At 44.8% G+C, this 21797-nt stretch carries 19 protein-coding genes; 14 read left to right on the forward strand and 5 right to left on the reverse strand.

Annotated elements, in window-relative coordinates:
* Positions 1-79: 79 nt before the first annotated feature.
* A complete protein-coding gene (locus RID53_RS21005; RefSeq protein WP_446389939.1) occupies positions 80-910 on the reverse strand; it encodes a sulfurtransferase in 831 nt (276 codons plus the stop codon).
* A 229-nt stretch (positions 911-1139) separates the two neighbouring features.
* On the opposite strand from RID53_RS21005, the gene RID53_RS21010 reads away from it, so the two are divergent.
* The 12 genes from RID53_RS21010 (at position 1140) to RID53_RS21065 (ending at position 16091) form a co-directional block, all read left to right on the forward strand.
* Positions 1140-3158 (forward strand): alpha-amylase family glycosyl hydrolase, encoded by a 2019-nt coding sequence (locus RID53_RS21010; RefSeq protein ID WP_446389940.1) that lies wholly within the window; start codon positions 1140-1142, stop codon positions 3156-3158.
* A 445-nt stretch (positions 3159-3603) separates the two neighbouring features.
* Positions 3604-4857, forward strand: a complete 1254-nt coding sequence (locus tag RID53_RS21015; RefSeq protein ID WP_446389941.1) for a V4R domain-containing protein — start codon at positions 3604-3606, stop codon at positions 4855-4857.
* 79 nt (positions 4858-4936) lie between these two features.
* Entirely contained in the window at positions 4937-6526 is a 1590-nt protein-coding gene (locus RID53_RS21020; RefSeq protein WP_446389942.1) for a SpoIIE family protein phosphatase, read from the forward strand.
* Positions 6527-6528: 2 nt separating this feature from the next.
* Positions 6529-7113 carry a slr1658 superfamily regulator gene (locus RID53_RS21025; RefSeq protein WP_446389943.1) on the forward strand — a complete coding sequence of 195 codons (585 nt, stop codon included), beginning with the start codon at positions 6529-6531 and terminating at the stop codon, positions 7111-7113.
* Between the two features lie 33 nt (positions 7114-7146).
* Positions 7147-7491, forward strand: a complete 345-nt coding sequence (locus RID53_RS21030) for a slr1659 superfamily regulator (protein ID WP_446389944.1) — start codon at positions 7147-7149, stop codon at positions 7489-7491.
* 528 nt (positions 7492-8019) lie between these two features.
* The gene (locus tag RID53_RS21035; RefSeq protein WP_446389945.1) at positions 8020-12156 is read left to right on the forward strand and encodes a transporter substrate-binding protein; all 4137 of its coding nucleotides are present in this window, start codon (positions 8020-8022) and stop codon (positions 12154-12156) included.
* A 25-nt stretch (positions 12157-12181) separates the two neighbouring features.
* Positions 12182-12844: an SGNH/GDSL hydrolase family protein gene (locus RID53_RS21040; RefSeq protein ID WP_446389946.1), complete on the forward strand. Its 663-nt coding sequence runs from the start codon at positions 12182-12184 to the stop codon at positions 12842-12844.
* Positions 12816-12944, forward strand: coding sequence for a hypothetical protein (locus tag RID53_RS21045; protein WP_446389947.1), 129 nt, complete (start codon positions 12816-12818; stop codon positions 12942-12944). The genes RID53_RS21040 and RID53_RS21045 overlap by 29 nt, the downstream gene beginning before the upstream one ends.
* Positions 12945-13082: 138 nt before the next feature.
* Positions 13083-14324 (forward strand): bifunctional ornithine acetyltransferase/N-acetylglutamate synthase, encoded by a 1242-nt coding sequence (gene argJ / locus RID53_RS21050; protein ID WP_446389948.1) that lies wholly within the window; start codon positions 13083-13085, stop codon positions 14322-14324.
* A gap of 125 nt (positions 14325-14449) precedes the next feature.
* Complete coding sequence (tnpA, locus tag RID53_RS21055) at positions 14450-14863, forward strand: IS200/IS605 family transposase (protein WP_446389949.1); 414 nt, start codon at positions 14450-14452, stop codon at positions 14861-14863.
* A gap of 274 nt (positions 14864-15137) precedes the next feature.
* Positions 15138-15671, forward strand: a complete 534-nt coding sequence (locus tag RID53_RS21060) for a shikimate kinase (protein ID WP_446389950.1) — start codon at positions 15138-15140, stop codon at positions 15669-15671.
* A 51-nt stretch (positions 15672-15722) separates the two neighbouring features.
* Positions 15723-16091, forward strand: coding sequence for a hypothetical protein (locus tag RID53_RS21065; RefSeq protein ID WP_446389951.1), 369 nt, complete (start codon positions 15723-15725; stop codon positions 16089-16091).
* A 127-nt stretch (positions 16092-16218) separates the two neighbouring features.
* Here RID53_RS21065 and RID53_RS21070 read toward each other — a convergent pair whose 3' ends face one another.
* Positions 16219-16842 carry a class I SAM-dependent methyltransferase gene (locus tag RID53_RS21070; protein WP_446389952.1) on the reverse strand — a complete coding sequence of 208 codons (624 nt, stop codon included), beginning with the start codon at positions 16840-16842 and terminating at the stop codon, positions 16219-16221.
* 111 nt (positions 16843-16953) lie between these two features.
* Here RID53_RS21070 and hemH point away from each other — a divergent pair, with 111 nt between their 5' ends.
* Entirely contained in the window at positions 16954-18117 is a 1164-nt protein-coding gene (hemH, locus tag RID53_RS21075; RefSeq protein ID WP_446389953.1) for a ferrochelatase, read from the forward strand.
* Positions 18118-18241: 124 nt separating this feature from the next.
* Here hemH and rpsU read toward each other — a convergent pair whose 3' ends face one another.
* The 3 genes from rpsU to dapF form a co-directional block, all read right to left on the reverse strand.
* Complete coding sequence (gene rpsU, locus RID53_RS21080; RefSeq protein ID WP_006098158.1) at positions 18242-18421, reverse strand: 30S ribosomal protein S21; 180 nt, start codon at positions 18419-18421, stop codon at positions 18242-18244.
* A 412-nt stretch (positions 18422-18833) separates the two neighbouring features.
* A complete protein-coding gene (gene dusB / locus RID53_RS21085; protein WP_446389954.1) occupies positions 18834-19838 on the reverse strand; it encodes a tRNA dihydrouridine synthase DusB in 1005 nt (334 codons plus the stop codon).
* 371 nt (positions 19839-20209) lie between these two features.
* A complete protein-coding gene (gene dapF / locus RID53_RS21090) occupies positions 20210-21049 on the reverse strand; it encodes a diaminopimelate epimerase (RefSeq protein ID WP_446389955.1) in 840 nt (279 codons plus the stop codon).
* 27 nt (positions 21050-21076) lie between these two features.
* Here dapF and RID53_RS21095 point away from each other — a divergent pair, with 27 nt between their 5' ends.
* Positions 21077-21421, forward strand: coding sequence for an Hfq-related RNA-binding protein (locus tag RID53_RS21095; protein WP_446389956.1), 345 nt, complete (start codon positions 21077-21079; stop codon positions 21419-21421).
* The last annotated feature ends 376 nt before the right edge of the window (positions 21422-21797 follow it).

Raw genomic sequence — 21797 nt, forward strand, 5'->3', positions numbered from 1 at the left:
AATAGGATAGGGAATAGAGAAGAGGAAAAGTTGTTGTAGTGCGAGCGTCTCGCTCGCTACTGTGTCGGTTATTTACGTTTTACTTATTTACTGGATGAGTTCTAGCTGGATAAGCTGACCATTCCCACATCGAACCAGGATAGTTTTTGACACAGGTATATCCTAACTCAGTTAGCACCGCGACAATAAAAGCAGAGCGCACACCCCCTGTACAATAGGTAGCAATCGGAGTCTCGCGATCGCATCCCTGTTGATGTAGCCGAGTCATAATTTCCTCTGGGGAAAGTAAGTACCCTCTTTTATCCATCAAATCTTGGAAATGGAAATGCACAGCACCAGGAATATGTCCACCCCGTTTTTCACAGTAGGGCGTAGCGCCAGCAAATTCTTCTGGTGAACGGCTATCCAGGACAACAAACGCTTGGGTTGTCAAATTGTCTTGCAATTGATGGCGCTGAATCGTCCAGAAGGGTGTAGGTTTGACAACAAAGTCTCCGGGTGCTGGACGAGTCAATCCCCAAACCGTGGGAACTCCCACAGACATCAGCGCCGCCTGTCCCCCATTCACAAAAGCCGCTTGCGGGTGTCCCAGAGTCCGCAACATCCACACCACTCGCCCCTCTTCGCCAAAGTTATTAGGGGGATTGCCAATCACGATAACAGGTTTACGGTTACAGATCCCTAACTTCTGAAGTTTTTCTTCGAGTATCTTTGCGTCTTTGAGCAGTTTTCCGTTCGGGGGTAACAGTTGCTCTAAGAATTGCCACCATCCTAACCAAACCGCACCAGGAACATGACTGAAAAACCAGGATATCGGCTGGCGAACATCTAGCACAGTTGCGGCGTTTTGTTTGATGAGTTTCTTGGCTTCGGCTGCATTGACGACCCAGCGATGTTGCAGTTGGCTCATGATTGGGTTGGTTATGGGAAGATGGGGTAGGTTTTGTTGTTCATTTATCGGTGAGGAGGGCGGGTTTTGTTGTTCAGTTAGTGGTGACTAGCTGAATTGATACCCTAAACCCGCCCCTACAGTGGCTAAAGGGAAACCCGACAATTGACTTTTTAAATCCCCAGAATAGAATGGTGGTCGGTTGTACGGATCAACCTAAAGTAAGATTCCCATTCAGGAGACCTATACTATGCTCGTCGATCTATTGAGCCGCAAGCAAACCCACTTCGTCTTGTGGCGTCCGGGTATATCCCAACCACCGCCCAGCGTTTACATTGCGAAACCTTCAGCTAAAGCTTCAGATCGATTCGAGAAAGTTGGGGAATACCCCCTCAGCCAATCTCCCGAGTTTCCAGAGTTGTGGGAAGTCTCGGCTCAAGCCTGTGGGTTAACAGATGGGCAAGTTTACCTGTACTGGTTTAAAATCCGCAACACGGAACCCTACAACCCAGACAATATTAACAAAGTTCTCTATTGCACCGATCCAACCGCCACAACTGTAGACCGCCGGATAATCGCCCCTATTCCTGATGAGGACGGCGGTATTGCCAGTCATGATCCGGCTAGTGTTATTTTGTATCAGAATGGCTCATTAATACCCTGTGATCCGGGGGGACAAACGGTGAATTGGGAAGGAGAACCCCCATTAGACACCCTACCCGCGAATAATCAACTGGTTATCTATGAACTACCAACCCGTTGGACTCAAGGAAAAACAGAGGACAATCGAGAGGTCGGAATCGGTACGTTTCAGGATGTGCTGTCTTTGTTGCAACCTCAAACTGCATCTCCTAATTTTTGCCATGTTGAGGCGTTAACAGATGGGAAAGCGCATCTGATGGAATTAGGAATCAATGCCTTAGAATTATTGCCCCCAGCCGATAGTGATGACAAGCTGGAATGGGGATATGGCACAGCTAACTTTTTTGCGGCTGATTTTGATTTAGGACATCCAGAAGGTCAAGATGCGCCAACTGCATCCACGGATTTAGCCAATTTAATTAAAGTGTGTCATCAATTGGGAATGCGTTTCTTTGTTGATATGGTGATGGCGTTTTCCCGAAATAATCCGTATCAAAACATCAACTTTCTGGATTTTTATGTTCAATGGCGACCACCGGGCGATCCTCAACGTGATCCAGAACAAGCAGGTCGTGACGGCTTTGGCGGTGATTTATTTAAGTACAACTATTGGAACGAAGGGTATCATCCAATTCTGGGCAAAAAATCCTGGTTTGTGCCAGCCCGAGAATATATGAAAGCGTATATGGCTCATTGGCTGAACTACTATCGGGTGGATGGTTTGCGACTGGATAGCGTCAATAATGTTGGGAATTATGACTTTTTAGAAAAGTTCCGAGAGTTAGCCCGCACCCTTTGGGAAAAACGGGGCGGTTCAAGTAAGCACTTTTTGGTTGTTGGTGAAGAATTAAGTGTCCCCTTAGCCTTGGTTCACCAAAATCGCTTAGATGGACTCTGGAACGAAAAATTTAAGCAGATTCTGCGACAAGTTATTTTAGGCAAGAATGCGTTTAATGACTCTAGCTTTGAATGGAGTGTTCGCAAACTGATTGATTGTCGTTTTCTCGGCTTCACTGATAGCGCTCAAGCCGTGAATTATCTCACATCCCATGATGTAGGTGGCTTAGGGAATGAGCGCTTCTATAACTACCTGATCAATAATGGAATTTACGATACTGAACCCCGGATTAAGCTGGCATTTGTCTGTCTTTTAACTGCTGTTGGTATTCCGATGATTTTGGCAGGGGATGAATTTGGGGATCAGCAAGATCTCGATATTACAGATGAACATGCAGATCATAAACAGGTTGACCCCGTTAACTATAGTCGAGTTCAAGAGGATTGGCGACAACGCATCTTCCAGTATGTAGCCCGGTTAGTTCGTTTCCGCACCTCATCTCAGGCGTTAGCGGTGAATGATAATGAGTTTATTCATGCCGATTTCCATGAAGGTAAACGGGTCTTAGTCTGGCGGCGTGGCAAAAAAGCAGATGAATGCGTGATTGTTGTGGCTAATTTTTCCGACTATGGAACGCCTGTCGGGTCTGAATATAAAGTCCCGAATTGGTCTCCCACTCCAGCAGGTAAGCAGTGGAAAGAAATCACCCAAGACCGCATTGTTCCTCCTGAATGGGTGGGCAGAGAACCGATTTTTCCGTGGGAAGCCAAGGTTTACGCTTTGATTTAATTCTTCAAAAAAGGTAACAGAAGCTACCAAATTATCCATTGTTTAACCTTGTAGAGGCGTTCCGGTGGAACGTCTCTTTCCTTTGCGGTGGTTGCTCCTATTTTTCTATAAACTGATATAATCTCAAACTATAGCCATTTTCGGTTGCATAGAATACACTCTCCGGCTCAGGATTCATCGTTCATGGCAGCCTTACTAGGCAATAAACTCTGTATGTAGCATTTCCATAGTAAATGCGAAAACCTGACTCCTCCCAAACCCTGACTTTTCACGGGACGTCTAAAAACCTGAGTCGGCGTGGGTTTAGTTACATCCGGTTGCAACCGAAAAGATAGTGGTGAAACCCGCCCCTACACAATTCCAACTCACGTTGCACCACATACCGTGGAAAGTTAGCTACCCAACGCTTCTATTAGCCAGGGTAGGGGTAGCGCTAACCACTCGTATGTCTTTTCCAAAAGAGTATCCTGAACAACGTTATACCGCCACTCACTCACAACCCATGAATACTCCAACAGCAAAAAACTTAACCCAACGCTTCAATTTAAAGTTTGACCCTCATACCTATCGCCGCATTATTGGCAAAAAAGAGGTCGTGATTCACTGCCATCATTATAACGCTCGCCTGCAAAATATTATCGAAGGCACTAAGCAAATTAATGGCAAAGCGATTATTTTATCGGCGGCTGAAGAAATATTTTCCGATTATATCCATAATTTTTTTGAACCGGAAGATACCTTAGCCGATAAATGGCAAATAGCCGCCAAACTCTATGCTCACTTAGGATATGGATGTTTGGACTTTTCCCAAATTAGTCAAGGCATCGTTACCTCCAGTAGTTCCCACTTTGTCGAAGGATGGAAAGCCGGATTTATTGAATCCAACTGTCCCGTCTGTACGTTTACTGAAGGATATCTGCAAGGCGTGATTCATGGAATTACCGGCGAATCGGTGTATGTCCGAGAAAAAGCTTGTATGAATATGGGAGCGGATACCTGTCAGTTTATTATTGATCAATCCCGAACAAATTCTATAACGTATCCGCCGCAGCGAAGCCTAAACTTTAAATCTAAACCCACAAGTCAATTTGCTAAATCGAATATTGATGAGGGAAAAATCATTAACGCTCTGGTTGAAATGCCGTTTTATGGCAACAATCAGGGATTAGTTCCGGCGTTTAATGTTTATTTAGCGAATACCCCTGCGGATTTTTATAATTTAATCTGTATTCGGTTTATGGAAAGCATGAAAAAGCAAGGGTTATTCAGCACAGCCAAGAATCTTCTTTTATTTGCTGGAGAAGTCTGTGCGGTGAATACCCTTCGCGGTATTATTATTTCAGCAGAATGGTATGAGTTAATTGCTCCCATGGTTCAAGAAGAGTCGGATAATTTATATGGCTTAATTGCGGTAACCAATGCTTTGGGTTGGGGCAATTGGCATGTGATCAATTATGAACCGGGTGAACGTTTGCAAATGGAAGCCCTGAATGGATATGAAGCTTTAGGTTATCTAGAATACAAAGGCGAAGCCAAAGAACCCCAATGTTTTACGTTAACGGGTGTCGCGGCGGGAATTATGGCATTGCTGCATGGCGAAGGTACGGTTGAGGAACGGGTAGGAACTTATGCTTCGGAAGAAAGCCAGTGTATTTGTTGTCAAGAAACGTCTTGTAAATTTCAGGTTGAATTACTTTGAACTATTGTTGTCATGACTACATTTATCAACCTAAAAAAAACCTATTTAGGAAATAACGTTTTAAACAGGAGCTAATATCGTGAAGGATTGCCCTTTATATGCCGTTTATACAGGAGGGATGCTCATCTTAGATGACTCCCTAACCATATTCAATGTTACTCCAGAATTTTGTGAACATTTTGCCTGTACTCCGGAGTCGATTGTGGGAAAGCCCTTAGACAGCTTATTCAGTCGTAAAGATAAAAGAGGTAGGTTTTTATTCCACAAAAAATTAAGTCAATATAAAAAAGGATTCCTGGACTTAACTATCGTCATATTCATCAATAAAAGCGAATTTATTTCCCGTCTGCGACTGGTTAAACGAGAGAAAGAATGGCTGGCAATCTTTGAGAATATACTGGCTGAAGATGATGATCTGTTTCGAGAGTTTTATTTGGGACGAGAACGATGGACAAGTATCGTGCGAAATTCATCAGAGGGTATTGCTATTCTGGATAGTGAGGGACGGTTAGTCGAATTTAATAGTCGCTTCTTGGAAATCATGCAATTTCGCTCTGTTCATGGGGTTTTACTAAATGAATCGGCTCTCTTAAATAAACATCTATTTAATTTATCAGACAATGACCAGTTTAATTCAGTCAAAAAATATTTTGAAAAAGCAAAAACTAGCAAACGTAAGTCTTACCAAGAGATTCAGCATTTATCGTATTATCTCCGTTTAGAAATAACTCCGATTTATTTGCCCGTCAAAGGATTTTCTGGATGTAGTTTTGTAATCAAGGACATAACCCACCAAAAACAGCTTGAATTCATGGCACAACAGTTACAACAGAAAAATCAGGAATTGGAACGTCAGAAACAAGAGTTGCAAGCCGCCCATCAAGAAATTATTACGCTGAATCAAAAACTCCAACAAGAAAACCTGCGGCTGAGTGCTGAACTCGACGTCACTAAGAAACTGCAACAGATGATTTTACCCAAACAGGAGGAACTGGATTTAATTGAAGGATTAGATATTGCGGGATTTATGCAACCTGCTGATGAAGTTGGCGGTGACTATTATGATGTCATTCAACAGAATGGCAATGTCAAAATTAGCATTGGAGATGTCACCGGGCATGGGTTAGAAAGTGGAGTGTTGATGTTAATGACTCAAACGGCGGTGCGAACCTTACAAGAAAGTGAGGAAACTAATCCGGTAAAATTCCTGGATATCCTCAATCGCACTATTTACAGTAACATACAGCGGATTAATCCCTATAGAAATTTAACGTTGGCGGTTTTAGATTATGCCAATGGTACATTGGGTGTCAGTGGCCAACATGAAGATATTATCATCGTGCGTACTGGCGGAAAAGTGGAACGGATTAACACAACCCATCTAGGTTTTCCTTTGGGGTTAGAGGAAGAAATTTCTGAATTTATTGATCAAAAAAAGATACAGTTAGATTCCGGAGATGTGATAGTCTTATACACAGATGGTGTGACAGAAGCGTATAACTCCCATCGAAAACAATACGGACTAGAGCGGTTATGTGAAATTGTTAGTCGTAATTGCCAGAAATCGGCGCAAGAGATTAGACAAGTGGTGATTGACGATGTACGGAGACATATTGGTGAACAGAAAGTCGCTGATGATATTACGTTAGTGGTACTCAAGCAGAAATAAATATGAATCAGAATCAGATATTGGGAAACTTCAGAGACGATATACTTGCCGATTACAAGCTGTTTACGCTGGAATTGTATATCCACGCGATTTCCCGCGTCCGCCGCAAGCAAACTCGGTATTTGTCTGTGGCGTTCATGACAGACTATATCGCTAATCTCTTTCCTACCCAAGAGGACGATATTCAAACCTTTGAACGACAACTAAAAATCAAGAGTGCAGCAACTTATATCACCAATGAGTTATTAGAGAATTGCGTCAAATTTCATGATAATCGGTTAAAACATCCAATAAAAATCAGTAGCTGTTTACAGGAGAATAATTTAGCCTTAATTGCTACAAATTGTGTTAGTCCGGCACGATTAGACAAGCTGAAGGCATTTGTTGATGAACTGCTCAGATCAGATGTTAATGAACTTTATTTTCGTCAATTAGAAAAAGGTGCTGAAGAGAATAGTGAGCAATCTCAGTTGGGGTTTCTCAGCATGACTAATGATTATAGTGCTAAGTTGGGCTGGAAAATTGAAGCCATTCACCAAAACCCTGAAGTAAAAACAGTTACAACGATGGTACAACTAATGACTTAATTAAGTGATCAGAAATAGAATGGAGTATATCGAATGAACATTGAGACCGAAGACTATACAATATGGTATGAACCAACAACGACAACTGTGTACTTCAAGGGTTTATTGCGGGAGAGTTTAATTACTGATTATAAACCTATCGAGGAATTACTAGATCAGGTTATGGTTCAAGAACTTCCCCTAATTACGATGAACCTACAGCAGCTCGAATTTCTCAACAGTTCGGGTATGAGTGTTTTGTCTCGATTTGTAATTCGTGTACGCAAACAAAAAACGACTCAGCTAAGGGTTATAGGATCAAGGCAAATGCCCTGGCAAGAAAAGCTTTTAAGTAACTGGCAACGGTTGATGCCCAATTTAAAAGTGGAGTGGGAGTAGTGCCAGAATGCAGGAGGCAAGGTAGAAAGAAATGATAACGGTTTAGATGAACCTAATTTTAGCCATATTTTACTGAATTTGAGCTGAACTCAATATATCTGAATATACCTGAAATACCTCTGAAATACCTCAACTATTTACCCTCAATTTTCCTGAATTCATTCTATTCAACTAAAGTATAATAGGACTAGATTTAAAACCTAAATCTCTATTGAAAAGCTGAAATCAGGATTCATGCTCATGGGGTCACGACGGTGAAAAAGCAAAAACGGGAATCCAAACTAACCAGTAGGACAATCTGGGTGTTGTTTGATAGTCCGGAATGAGGGAAACTATAACTAAAATTTATAAGTTTGACTAATAGATTGGGCTGCTGGTTTAATAAAAATAGGGTTGGAATTTTTCCCTGTATTTTTCTGTGAGCCAAATTGAATTTGGCAAAAACTCCTGGTTGCTACTCAATTACCTTGAAAAGGACTATCTATGATTCCTCATACACTCTGTATAAAATAACCATAGGCTTTGATCATGTTGCCTTTAAACCAGCCATCCTCTGCATCTGGAGTGCGAGTTGGTATCTTGCATTCCCAAACTGGCACAATGTCTCTGAGTGAGAGACCATTAATTGATGCAGCACTGATGGCGATCGCACAAATTAATCAAGCTGGAGGCGTTTTGGGTGAACCCATTGAGCCGCTTGTGGTTGACGGTGCGTCTGATCCGGCAGAATTTGCCCGCCAAGCCCAACAACTGATTCAATTTGAGGGAATAACCACCATTTTTGGCTGTTGGACATCGGCTACCCGTAAAGCAGTTAAACCCGTCGTTGAGACGTTAAATGCTCTCCTCTGGTATCCGTTACAGTACGAAGGGTTAGAACAGTCTCCTAACATCTTTTATACAGGCGTTTGTCCCAATCAACAAGTGGAACCCGCCGTCTCTTGGTTACTATCTCACAAAGGAAAACGCTTCTATCTGCTGGGTTCTGATTATGTTTTTCCCCGTACTTTAAATAAGATTATCACCTGCCAACTCAAGCAACAGGGTGGGGAAGTTGTTGGCGAAGAGTATGTTGATTTAGCAGAGACAGATTTTAGTGGCGCGATCGCCCGCATTCAAGAAACTAAGCCGGATGTTGTTTTCAATACCCTAAATGGACAAGGCAATCAATTTTTCTATCGTCAATACCGAGACGCCGGAATAACTGCTGATCAGATTCCGATTCTGGCAGTCAGTGTCGCAGAAGTGGAGCTGCAAAGGATGGAAGATGCAGCAGTTGGACATTATGCCAGTTGGAGTTATTTCCAGAGTCTAAATACACCAGAAAATAAGCGGTTTGTGCAGGAATTTCAGGCGCAATATGGCACAAATCGGGTGACATCTGATCCCATTGAAGCGGCTTATAGTCAAGTTTTCCTGTGGAAATTAGCCGTCGAATCTGCCCAATCCTTTGCCGTGGATCAGGTGCGGTTAGCCGCATACAATCAACGTTTTGCTGCACCGGGGGGATTGATTCAAATTCAACCCAATCATCATCTGGGTAAACATTCCTATATTGGACAAGTTTTACCCGGTGGACAATTTCAGGTACTCCACAGCAGTCAAACACCGATTAAACCGCTTCCTTGGTTAGGCGTTGAAGAACTCGACTTTAATCAATCAGACTTAGTGATTGAAATGTTATCTCAAGTCAGCCAAGGAGTTCAAGAAACCTGGCTTTCGGAGCAAAAATCTCGCCAACTTCAAGCCTTGACGCAAAAATTAAAGCAAGCCGAACAAGCCTTACGGGAAAGTGCGATCGCGCTGCGGAATCATAACCGCGTATTAACCCAATTAGCCAAAAGTCCCGCTATTCATCAAGGCGATTTAAACGCCGCTTTCGCTGAAATTACTCAAGCGGGTGTACAGAGTTTAGGCGTTGAACGCACAGGGATTTGGTTATTTGACAAAACGGGGACGAAACTCCAATGTCTTGACTTATTTGACAAGAATCATAACCAACATAGTCAAGGGATTGAACTGGCTGTAGCAGAGTATCCTAACTATTTTCAAGCCTTACAACAGGATCAAGTTATTGCCGCTGATTATGCTAAAACTGACCCCAGAACCCAAGAATTGGCAGCATCTTATTTAATTCCCTGTAATATCACCTCGGTTCTGGATGTACCGATTCAAATCCGAGGTGAAATCGCCGGAATCGTTTGTTTAGGAAAAGTGGGAACGATTCGCCATTGGACAGCAGAAGACCAGAATTTTGCCCGATCACTGGCTGATTTAGTCTCCTTAGCAATGGAAGCGCGAGAACGCAACCAAACTGAGTTAGCTTTAGCGGAAAGCCAACGGAGTTTGGCAACCTTAATGAGCAATATACCCGGTATTGCTTACCGTTGTCTGAATGACTCCGATTGGACAATGCTGTTTATCAGTGAAGGGTGCTATAACCTCACAGGTTATTCCGTTGAAGCCTTCACCCAGCAAAAAATACTCACCTATAATCAACTGATTCACCCTGACGATCAAGAGGCTGTATTTGAGCAGGTACAAACTGGTCTAGATCATCATGGTTCTTACCAACTGACTTACCGAATTATTACCGCAACTGGGCAATTAAAGTGGGTTGGGGAACAAGGTCAAGGCATTTTGGACTCTGATGGTACATTGCTTTATCTAGAAGGTTTAATTACAGACATTACCGCTCAAAAACAAACCGAAGCGGCGTTACGTAAAAGTGAAGAACGCTGGCAATTAGTTTTACAGGGTACTAAAGATGGTATTTTCGACTGGAATATGACAACTGACGAAATGTTTGTCTCTGCTTACTTGGCACAAATGCTAGGTTACAACGACCCAAATATAATCCACAACTACGAAACTTGGCATCGTCTTGTGCATCCGGAGGATATTGAGCCAACTTTAGCCCGATGGTACCAACATTTAGAACAAAAAACTCCCTACAAGTCTGAGTACCGGATGCGCTGCCAAGATGGTAGTTATAAATGGATTTTGGCACGGGCGCAAGTCCAATGGGATGAAAACGAACAGCCTGTACGGATGGTGGGTTCTCACCAGGATATCAGCGATCGCAAACAAGCAGAAGAAGAGGTAAAACTCTTATTAACCCTGTCTCAAGCCATTAATGCGGCGTCTGATTTTGATACGGCTTTAGAGGTAGCTTTACAGAAGTTATGTGAAATCACGGGTTGGATTTATGGTGAAGCTTGGATTCCCTCTACCGATGAGTCAATTTTAATTTCTAGCCGTCGTTGGTATTGTCAACGCCAAGGACTTGATCCGGATTTGCACAAAGCCATTGAAGGTTTTCGAGAGTATAGTAAATTACTCACGTTTTATCCGGGAGAAGAGATTCCGGGACAGGTTTGGTTAACGCAACAGTCTCACTGGATCAGCGATTTGAGTCAAATTGATGATGTTTTGCTGCGATTGGAATCAGCATCAGATTGTGGTTTGAAAACGAGTTTTGGTGTACCCATTATTGCTAATGTTCAGCCGGAGCAACCGACACCTCAAGGTAACAGTTGTTTGCTGAGTTCTCCCTCTTCTGTGTTGGCAATTTTGGTGTTTTTCACCTATACCAACGGTTCAGAAGACCAGCGATTAAGCGATTTGGTGAATGGTGTGGCGGCGCAATTGGGAACGGTGCTGCAACAGAAGAAAGTACAAGCTGAAATGAAAGCGCTATTTGCCGCCATGACTGATATGGTGACAGTAAGAGATGTTTCGGGACGCTGTTTAAATATTATTCCCACGAAGGCGGCAAATGTTTACAAATTACCGGAGGCGATGATCGGCAGAAAACTCGATCAGGATTTGCCACGCCCCCAAGCGGATCTGATTCTTCAGGGGATTCTCCAGGCAATATCAAGCCAGGAAACGGTTTCGATTGAATATTCTCTCCCCATTGATGGCAAGGAAGTTTGGTTGGCGGAGACAATTTCTCCCCTGTCTACAGAAACGGCTATTTTAGTGGCACGAGATATTAGCGATCGCAAACAAGCTGAAGCAGAACTTTATTTAGAGAAACAAAAGTCAGAACAGTTACTTTTAAATATTTTACCGCAGCCGATTGTTGAGCAGTTAAGAAATAATCCCGATGTAATTGCCGAACAATTTAACGATGTCACGATTTTGTTTGCGGATTTGGTGGGATTTACACCACTAGCGGCTCGGTTAAACCCAATTGAGTTAGTGAAATTACTCAATCAGATTTTTTCCCGGTTTGATCAGTTGGTCGATCAACTAGGATTAGAGAAAATTAAAACCATTGGGGATGCCTATATGGTAGCGGCTGGATTACCAATTCCTAGGGCTGATCATGCCGAGGCGATCGCACAAATGGCATTAGCAATGCAAGCGGCGATGAAACGCTTTCAAGTTGAACTGGGTGAGGATATTCAAATCCGCATTGGGATTAATACAGGAACGGTTGTGGCTGGGGTAATTGTAACGAAGAAATTTATCTATGATTTGTGGGGAGATGCGGTGAATATTGCTTCCCGGATGGAATCCTCGGGTGAAGCGGGACGGATTCAAGTCACGGAAGTCACATATCAGCGACTTAAACATCACTATCAATTGGAAAAACGAGGAGTGATTAATGTTAGGGGGAGAGGCGAAATGGTGACGTATTGGCTTCTGAGTAATTAAGAATTGTTTAGCTAAATATAAAATTATGGCACATATTATTCTTCTGGGTGATTCAATTTTCGATAACGCTGCCTATGTACCTGATGATTTACCCGTCATTGACTTGTTAAAAAATGTCTTACCCCAAGGGGATCAGGCAACACTTTTAGCCGTGGATGGAGATTCAATTCAGGAGATTGATTCGCAAATCCAGCGCTTACCCAAGGACGCCAGCCACTTATTTATTAGTGTGGGGGGTAATGATGCATTACAGTATGGCTCCATCTTAGTTCAATCAACCCCATCTTCCCCAAAAATGTTGGACGCGATCGCAACGATGAAAGCAGAGTTTAACCGCAACTATGAACAGATGCTGGACGCGGTGTTGTCACTGGATAAACCGACGGTACTCTGTACCATTTACGACCAATGTCCTCTCCTCGATCCAGCCATGGGTCTGTTAGAATTTACAGCGTTATCCATGTTTAATGATTGTATTACTCGACAGGCGGTTCAAGCGGGTTTACCCTTAATCGATTTGCGGGTGATTTGTAATGAAGTGACAGATTATTCCACAGTTTCACCTATAGAACCCTCCATGGCTGGGGGACAAAAAATAGCCCGTGCGATCGCTACTGTTATGACTGAGCATAACTTTTCAGAACGGCGCACTGTTGTTTATGGATCGGCAAGATCCAGCGAAATTTAATCTAAAGTCCAGCGATGAAGCTGGGGGAGCAGAGGGAGCTGGGGAAGCTGGGGAAGATAAGAGAGCAAATGACAAAGGACGAATGACGAATGACGAATGACGAATGACGATCTGCACCGTTAGCTTTTATTGTGTCCACCTACTTATTACAGCACAAAAGTGAAATTTACCGATTATTGACCCTAAGTGTTGATATAATCGCTACTCGAACCACTACCAGGGTTGAGGTAAAAAAATCATGTCAGACTGGCAGGAAATTACAGGTGGCGTCACAGCACCGAGAGGATATCGTGCATCTGGAATAGTAGCTGGACTTAAGCCTTCAGGACTGCCGGATTTAGCATTGATTGTATCGGATGTGGAGGCGATCGCAGCCGGAGTCTTTACCCAGAATCAGGTTTGTGCTGCGCCTGTTACCTATTGTCGCCAGCGTTTGCAAAAAAAAGCCAGCGCCCGTGCTATTTTAGTGAACGCTGGTCAAGCGAATGCGGCAACCGGGGAAGCGGGGTGGCAAGATGCTTTGGACTCGGCGAAGGCATTGGCACAAGCCTTGAATATTGCTCCAGAGTCTATCTTATTAGGTTCCACGGGTGTGATTGGACAGCGTATTCGCATGGATGCCCTCCTCGCCGGAATTCCTCAATTGGTGGAAGGCTTATCAGAACTGGGTTCCAATGCTGCTGCCCAAGCGATTATTACCACAGATTTGGTGACAAAATCCATTGCCTTGGAAACCACGATTGACGATCGCCCCGTGCGGATTGGCGGGATTGCCAAGGGTTCAGGGATGATTCACCCGAATATGGCAACGCTGTTGGCGTTTGTTACCTGTGATGCGGTGGTTTCTACACCGTTATGGCAAAAAATGTTAAGTCGGGCGGCAGATAAAAGCTTTAATCAAATTACCGTCGATGGGGATACCAGTACCAACGATACCCTCATTGCCTTGGCAAATGGTCAATCTCGCACCTCAGCGATTACAGAAATGGGACCCCATGCTGAAAAGCTAGAGGCGATGCTGACGGCGGTATGCCAACATTTAGCCAAGGCGATCGCACGGGATGGGGAAGGGGCGACGTGTTTGATGGAAGTACAGGTTACAGGCGCACCCACTGATCAAGCAGCGCGTCAAATTGCCCGAACGATTGCGGGGTCATCCTTGGTTAAATCTGCCATATTTGGTCGTGATCCCAACTGGGGGAGAATTGCGGGCGCGGCGGGGCGTTCAGGTGTACCTTTTTCCCAAGAAGCCTTGCGGATTCAGATGGGGGATTTTGTGCTAATGGACAAGGGTCAACCTTTACCCTTTGACCGAGATGCGGCGAGTGCTTATTTGCAAAATGCCGCAAGTGGGGCGTATTTGAAAGAGGATACTGTTTTAATTTCGGTGAGTATTGGCAATGAGTCAGGTACGGGTAAGGCGTGGGGCTGTGATTTGAGTTATGACTATGTGAAAATTAATGCCGAGTATACGACGTGAGGGCGATGGTTCGGTTCAGGGGGCGATTGTTTAGCCGATGATTCGGTTCAGGGGCGATTGTTTAATCAGGGGCGATTGAAATCGCGGCTACACAAACTAAACCCGCCTTCGCGGGTTCAAGAAATATGAGGTCTAATTTTACGCAGTTGTATCTCCATTGTGTTTGGGCAACTTGGGATAGATTGCCTTTGATTACGAGCGATATCCAGGAGGCAGTTTATGCAGCAATTATTGGGGAATGCCAACAGCTAAAATGTACAGTTATTGCCTTGGGCGGTATTGAAGATCATGTACATCTATTAATAAGTTTTCCCCCTACTCTAGCGGTTTCCAACTTGATCAAACAAATTAAAGGAAGTTCTTCTCATTTAGTTACGAATGAAATCAAGCCAGGGGAATTCTTCATAAGGCAAGGCAGCTACGGCGCATTCAGTGTGAGCCATGATAATCTTGACCAGATAGCTAACTACATCAGAAATCAGCCGATTCACCATCGACAGAAATCAATAATTCCTACTTGGGAATTAATGGCTAACTGAGCAATTAAATCATTCCTAGTGGTTATATAGCAGTACGCTCTCGCGTAGTTACAGTACAAGCGTTCTAAATCTCTCCTGATAAAGCCTCCATTCTTAATATGTAAATACACCAGCGCGTAGCGCTATAAATTGTGTTTATATGATTATATGATGTGAAAACCTGCTTTTATTGGTTTCCGATAAAGTACAAGTTGCAAGTCCGCGAAGGCGGACTTTGTTTGTGTAGCTGCGAATTCCATTCGCCCAGCTTGTTTAATCCACTAAGAACTTGGTCATGTTTCACAGCCAACGTATTTCCGTTATCGGTACATCGGGTTGCGGTAAAACCACCTTAGCCCGCCAACTCTGCCAACGTCTTGCCATTCCCCATATTGAACTCGACGCCCTACACTGGGAAACCAATTGGACAGAAGTACCAACTGATATCTTCCGCCAACGGGTGGAAAACTCTCTCCAGCGCGATCACTGGATTGTTGATGGTAATTATAGCCAAGTCCGGGATATCATCTGGAGTCGCGCTGATACAGTCATTTGGCTCGATTACAGCCTAGTGGTAATGATGACACGATTGCTGCGGCGAACATGGCGACGGGTTATCCAGCAAGAAGAACTCTGGAATGGTAACCACGAAACCTGGACACTCACATTCAGCCGGGACTCTATTCTCTTATGGGCGCTGCAAACCTATAAAAAACGACGCCAAGAGTATCCGATTTTATTGACTCAATCCGCTTACGCCCATCTCAATCTTGTCCATCTCAAATCCCCCAGGGAAACCTACAGTTGGCTGTCAACTTTGGCAACATAGAAAGTGGGATAAGCTGATTCGCGATCGCTCTACCACCACCCCTAAACCATCATGCTCAAGAAAATCGGCATCGTCTGCCTAGCATTCCTGATCGGAATTCTCATCTTTGCCCCGTTAACCTCCGCCCAATCCACCGCCGCTTTAACCTCACGCCTCTCGCGCCTAGAAACCGAGAATTTCCAGTTGCGATCGCAAATAAACCGCATTGAGTCTCAGCTTGCTACCTTAACTCGACAAGTTCCCAGCCCAAATCGCCCTCTCAATCCCCCAACGCCAGCACCATCAGTCCCCCCCAGAACCCCACCGCGAGTCTTATCCTCTGATCAGAGGTTTAACCGACTCGCTACCCTAGTTATCGAACTCAAGGAACGGATTCAAGACTTAGAAGCCCAAGTCGCTGAAATCCAGGAACAATTGTAATTGGTCGGGGCAGGTTTAGTTATATCTTAATATTGGGGTCAGGTCAGGGCGGGTTTTGCACAAACGTTATTATCCATAGCCAAACGAAAGTCCCTAAACCCGCCCCTACAAACCCTGCTTTTCCTGCTCACTTTTTTGCCTGAATCGCCTGCAAACTTCCCCCCGCATGGAGACGCTGTTCACAGGATGCAAATCCTGTCTGCTTCAGCAATCTCACCAAATCCGTCTCCAATAATTGCCACGCCGTTTCCGTTTCAAATAACCAGAGAAACAGGGCGACTCCCGGCATAAATAAACTATTAGTCGGCTTGTGAAAATCCACCAGCGCGAACACACCACCCGGTTTCAGCACCCGATACACTTCCCTAAGAATTTGCTGCAACACTGACGGTGGCATCTCATGGAGTGCTACACTGGTATGCACCAGGTCAAACTGATTTTCCGAAAACGGCATATTCTCGGCAAAGGCTTCTACATACTTGGCTTGAGGCACGTTCTTTTCGGCGCGTTGCAGTGATAAAGGTGAGACATCCAGTCCCGTGACATTCTGGGAATACTCCACCAGAAAGCGGGTCGCCTGACCCCCACCACAGCAGAGGTCTAACACTTGCGTTTCTGAGTCAATTGTTAAGCCTTGCAAAGGCAGATGGTGAAATCGCCGTTCTCCACCCACACTGGTGGCAGCTAATCGAGAAATCGTGTCATATAGCCATTGATACTTATAACTCAACGGTCTTAATACGGTTGCCATAGTTCTGCTAGGATCAAGAATCTAGATTTTTTCCGGAAAACTCAGACCATTACCAGCATATATTGTTAAAATCAGTAACAAATATGAAATATTTGGAATGTCGTGGTCGCTATGGGTCGTGTTGGGGTATTATTACTTAATTTAGGTGGACCGGATAATTTAGAGGATGTCCGCCCCTTTCTGTTTAATCTATTTGCCGATCCCGAAATTATTCGCCTGCCATTTTCGTGGATGCAAAAGCCCCTGGCTTGGTTAATCTCGACAATGCGGGCAAAGAAGTCGCAAGAGAATTACCGCCAAATTGGTGGAGGTTCACCCCTGCGGCACATTACTGAAGCCCAAGCCCAAGCTTTACAGGAACAGTTAAAGCGCCATGGGCAAGAGGCGAATATCTATGTGGGTATGCGTTACTGGCATCCCTTCACCGAGGAAGCGATCGCCCACGTCAAACGCGATGGCATTGAACACCTGGTCATTTTACCCTTATACCCCCAATTTTCCATCAGTACCAGTGGTTCCAGTTTCCGGCTTCTGGAACAACTTTGGCAGGACGATGCTAAACTCAACCAACTGGAATACACGGTCATTCCCTCTTGGTATCAAGAACCGGGCTACCTGCAAGCCATGGCAGACTTAATTGATCAGGAACTGCAACGGTTTGATGATCCTGACGCTGCTCATATTTTCTTCAGCGCCCATGGTGTTCCCAGTAGCTATGTCACAGAAGCTGGAGACCCCTACCAACAAGAGATTGAGCATTGCACAGATCTAATTATGCAGACGCTCAATCGCCCCAACCCTCATACCCTGGCGTATCAAAGTCGGGTAGGTCCTGTGGAGTGGCTGCAACCCTACACTGAAGATGCACTGAAAGAGTTAGGGAATCAAGGAGTCGAAGACTTGCTGGTTGTCCCGATTAGCTTTGTATCTGAACATATTGAAACGTTACAAGAAGTTGATATTGAATATCGGGAAATCGCCGAAGAAGCTGGAATTCAAAACTTCCAGCGAGTTCCAGCACTCAATACCCATCCCGTTTTTATTGAATCCCTCGCCACCTTAGTCGTAGATGCCTTAAACACGCCGCCACGAACATTTGCCGAAGTTGTGCGCCCCAGCAAAAAAGTTAAGATGTATCCCCAAGAACGTTGGGAATGGGGTATGACAACAGCGGCTGAAGTCTGGAATGGTCGTTTGGCGATGATTGGCTTTCTAGCTTTAGTTTTGGAGTTAATTAGTGGTCAAGGACCACTTCATTTTGTGGGATTGTTATAAAATACTTCAATAAGCCGTCAGGACTAACTGACGGCTGACAAACTATTCCTGTGGTTTTTGCGAATACACCACACGACATCCCGATTGGAATGTCTATTTGGATGAAAAGGTATTGAGAAATTGCTTAGCGGACTCGCCGCTTACGTCGTCTAGCTACTGCTTTGCGCTTTTTCTTTTCAATCGGCGTCTCAAAGTGACGCAAACGCTTCATATCTGCAAAAATTCCTGCTTTAGACACTTGCCGCTTAAATCGGCGCAGCGCTGACTCAATTCCTTCATTTTCGCCTACAACCACTTGGGTCATACTATATCCTCCTTCTAGCGTACAGTACATAATGGATGATAATTATCATCCAATTCAATCTCTCACAAAATTAGCGTATTGAAACCAGCAGCGATGCTCATCACTATTTGACATCCTCACCGAGCGACACCTTTAGGGAGCCTACTCGGAATGGGGTTGACGCTTCACTAAACATTGCCTCTAATAAGGTCTTACACGCTCTCCACGTCCGTGTAAAGTCTCGGAATGTCTTGCCGTGACGACTGAATTTATCAACGATGAATGGTGATTTCAGAGACAATTAACATCGCTGAAATAAGTTGTTTGAATAGTTAAACAACTGCTCCCATGGTAACGATTAATTTCAATGAAAACAAGCCTGTCTCCTTATCCGGTGAGACAGAACTGAGCTGGGCTTGCCATCACCCCCAGATTACAACTTCGCGATCGCACTGTCAATCAACGTCACCCCCTGTTCCACAGTATCAATGCGACTTAGCTGATCTCGCAAGTCGCTGGCTCCCACAAAACCCTTAGTATACCACGCCAAATGCTTTCTGGCTTGCTGAACGCCGCGATCGCCTTTATACTCCCATAACGCTTGTAAATGTTCCTTAGCACAGGTTAACCGTTCTACCGTCGGCGGTGGTGCTTGCTGTTTCCCGGTTTTCAGGAAATGGTCAATTTCTCCCACCAGAAACGGATACCCCAATGTTCCTCGCGAACACATCACCCCATCCGCCCCGGTTTGTTCCAAGCATCTCACCGCTGACTCCACCGAAAAAATATCGCCATTGGCAATAACCGGAATCGACAAAACCTGCTTCACCTTACCAATCCACTCCCACTTCGCCTCACCCTTATACCCTTGGGCGCGGGTACGGGCGTGCAACGTTAACATTTGCGCCCCCGCCTCCTCCATCCGCTTGGCAAAATCGAGGATATTAATCTCGTCATCATTCCAGCCAATCCGCGTCTTCACCGTAACCGGAACAGACACCGCCTCCACCACCGCCCGGACAATCGCCACCGCTGTTTCTGGTTCTCGCAGTAACGATGAACCCCCTCCCTTTTTAGTAATTTTATTCACCGGACATCCCATATTAATATCCACGGTATCCGCGCCTTCCGCTACAGCTTTCTGGGCAGCTTCTCCCAGGAAATCCGGGCGACAATCAAACAACTGGATACTAATCGGCTTTTCATTCGGATCAACATCCATTATTTTGGATAAACCCTTGACATGATGCAATCCGGCTGCATGAACCATCTCCGTATACATCATCGACTCTGGCGCATAGCGGCGCACCAGACGACGGAATACCAAATCTGTGACACCAGACAGAGGAGACTGGAGAACCCGACTCTTAACTTCAAACGAACCAATTTTCAGAGGAGTTGCTAATCGCTGGTGTAACTGAGAGCAAAAAACAGTCATACTTGTGATTGCGCTTGTAGTTGCGCTTGTAGTTGCGCTTGTAGTTGCGCTTGTAGTTGCGCTTTAGCGCCGATCAACGCTTATATCGCAATCCTATTTAGGTTGTGGCAATTTTCAAAAATGAAACCCTTGCTATACCTGGCTTTCGAGCTTTTCGCTTGTTGCATCCTATTTAGGATTGCTATAGATCTCCCCCAACTCCAGGTTAACCTGTTGGGTTACGCGATCGCTCCGGCTTGTAGTAAGGAAAGCTTAACCCTAAATTCTGTTGGGTTTCCTGGCGTCAACCCAACCTACAACCTATCCCACCATTTTAGCTGTGCCACGCCAGTAGGGGTGAGTCGCGGAACTATCCTTAAGGGGAAAGGCAATCATTCGATCCTACCAGTAAACACTCGCTGCGCCGGTCCAGTCATGTAAATTCGTTGATCAACTTCGGACCATTCAATGTCCAAACAGCCACCAGGAAGTTCCACGGTGCAGATGCGATCGCTTTTTTCCGTCAATACCCCGGCAACCACCGACGCACAAGCCCCCGTACCACAGGCTAAGGTGGCTCCAGCCCCCCGTTCCCAGACGCGCATTTTGATATAATCCGGGCGCACCACTTGAATGAATTCGGTATTGGTTCGTTTGGGGAAGGCTGAATGATGCTCGAATTGAGGTCCAATGATTTCTAGGGGAATGGCACTCACGTCTTCCACATAGGTAATACAGTGAGGATTGCCCATGCTCACACAAGTGACCTGCCAATGATTTCCCCCAACCTCTAAAGGAACATCAATCACCTTTTGATCGGCTTGGGCTAAGGTTGTCGGGATTTGAGACGCCAAAAGCTGAGGCATACCCATATTTACCCTAACTTTGCCATTGCTTTCCAGTTTCGGCGCAATTACCCCAGCTAAGGTATGAATCTGATACTCCGTTGAACCCGTGACTCCCTGTAAATCCGCTAAAAACTGAGCCAAACAGCGAATCCCATTGCCACACATTTCCGGTTCCGAGCCATCGGCGTTAAAAATCCGCATACTATAGTCAGTACCCTCTTGTCCAGGTAGGGCAAAAATCACCCCATCAGCACCGATGCCAAAGTTGCGATCGCACCATTGCACGGCTTGCTCTGAAGTGATTAGCGGGTCTGACTTTGACCGATTATCAATCAGAATGAAGTCATTCCCCAGACCGTGGTACTTTGTAAATTCAATTACCATTATCGTCTCCAGCTTAACTATCTAATTATGAGTGAATTGTCCACCAATCTACCCAGTGTTCGTCAACTGCAAGGCTTGATTCGAGAAGCCCAAGAAGTTGAAGTCAAACTCATGACCAATGAAATCTTTACAGGCAGAGTGCGCTGGCAAGACACATCCTGCTTATGTATTCTGGATGAACAGGAGCAGCCAATTATTATTTGGCATCACGCGATCGCCTATATCAAGCCCAAGGGAGGTGGTGGCATGAATCGATCCCTCCAAGTACGCCAAGAGTCTGCCGTGGCGAATTCTGAAACAGCCGAGAGTTATGAAACGGTAGAAAGTTCAGAAACAGAGGAGAGTGCCGATAATCCCTTTGAATTTGCTTAATCAGTCATTGGTCATTTGTCATTGGTCATTTGTCCTTTGTTCTAACATTTCACAGTATGTGATGCCTCTGTAGGGACGGGTTTCACAACTATCTTTTCGGTTGCAACCGGATGTGACTAAACCCGCCCCGACTCAGGGGTTCTGAACTGTTGCTGCTTAAATTGTAGAAAATTGTAGATATATAGTAAAATCGAGTCGGCTTCTGTAGAGATGGTCGGGGGCGGCTGCTCATGAAATTGGTAGAAAGACACATCATCAACCGAAATCATGCCAATTGGCAGGAGGCAGATAAATTGGCATTTAAGTCAAAGAATCTGTACAACTTCTCTAACTATTTGTGCCGTCAACACTTCTTTGAGACGGGGAATCGGTATAC

It is taken from the genome of Coleofasciculus sp. B1-GNL1-01, assembly GCF_040220235.1.
Classification (GTDB): Bacteria; Cyanobacteriota; Cyanobacteriia; order Cyanobacteriales; family Coleofasciculaceae; genus Coleofasciculus.

Coding starts and splice junctions, on each gene's coding strand:
- RID53_RS21005 (WP_446389939.1), bottom strand. CDS start 910: ATGAGCCAACTGCAACATCGCTGGGTCGTCAATGCAGCCGAAGCCAAG.
- RID53_RS21010 (WP_446389940.1), top strand. CDS start 1,140: ATGCTCGTCGATCTATTGAGCCGCAAGCAAACCCACTTCGTCTTGTGG.
- RID53_RS21015 (WP_446389941.1), top strand. CDS start 3,604: ATGTCTTTTCCAAAAGAGTATCCTGAACAACGTTATACCGCCACTCAC.
- RID53_RS21025 (WP_446389943.1), top strand. CDS start 6,529: ATGAATCAGAATCAGATATTGGGAAACTTCAGAGACGATATACTTGCC.
- RID53_RS21030 (WP_446389944.1), top strand. CDS start 7,147: ATGAACATTGAGACCGAAGACTATACAATATGGTATGAACCAACAACG.
- RID53_RS21035 (WP_446389945.1), top strand. CDS start 8,020: ATGTTGCCTTTAAACCAGCCATCCTCTGCATCTGGAGTGCGAGTTGGT.
- RID53_RS21040 (WP_446389946.1), top strand. CDS start 12,182: ATGGCACATATTATTCTTCTGGGTGATTCAATTTTCGATAACGCTGCC.
- RID53_RS21045 (WP_446389947.1), top strand. CDS start 12,816: ATGGATCGGCAAGATCCAGCGAAATTTAATCTAAAGTCCAGCGATGAA.
- argJ (WP_446389948.1), top strand. CDS start 13,083: ATGTCAGACTGGCAGGAAATTACAGGTGGCGTCACAGCACCGAGAGGA.
- tnpA (WP_446389949.1), top strand. CDS start 14,450: ATGAGGTCTAATTTTACGCAGTTGTATCTCCATTGTGTTTGGGCAACT.
- RID53_RS21060 (WP_446389950.1), top strand. CDS start 15,138: ATGTTTCACAGCCAACGTATTTCCGTTATCGGTACATCGGGTTGCGGT.
- RID53_RS21065 (WP_446389951.1), top strand. CDS start 15,723: ATGCTCAAGAAAATCGGCATCGTCTGCCTAGCATTCCTGATCGGAATT.
- RID53_RS21070 (WP_446389952.1), bottom strand. CDS start 16,842: ATGGCAACCGTATTAAGACCGTTGAGTTATAAGTATCAATGGCTATAT.
- hemH (WP_446389953.1), top strand. CDS start 16,954: ATGGGTCGTGTTGGGGTATTATTACTTAATTTAGGTGGACCGGATAAT.
- rpsU (WP_006098158.1), bottom strand. CDS start 18,421: ATGACCCAAGTGGTTGTAGGCGAAAATGAAGGAATTGAGTCAGCGCTG.
- dusB (WP_446389954.1), bottom strand. CDS start 19,838: ATGACTGTTTTTTGCTCTCAGTTACACCAGCGATTAGCAACTCCTCTG.
- dapF (WP_446389955.1), bottom strand. CDS start 21,049: ATGGTAATTGAATTTACAAAGTACCACGGTCTGGGGAATGACTTCATT.
- RID53_RS21095 (WP_446389956.1), top strand. CDS start 21,077: ATGAGTGAATTGTCCACCAATCTACCCAGTGTTCGTCAACTGCAAGGC.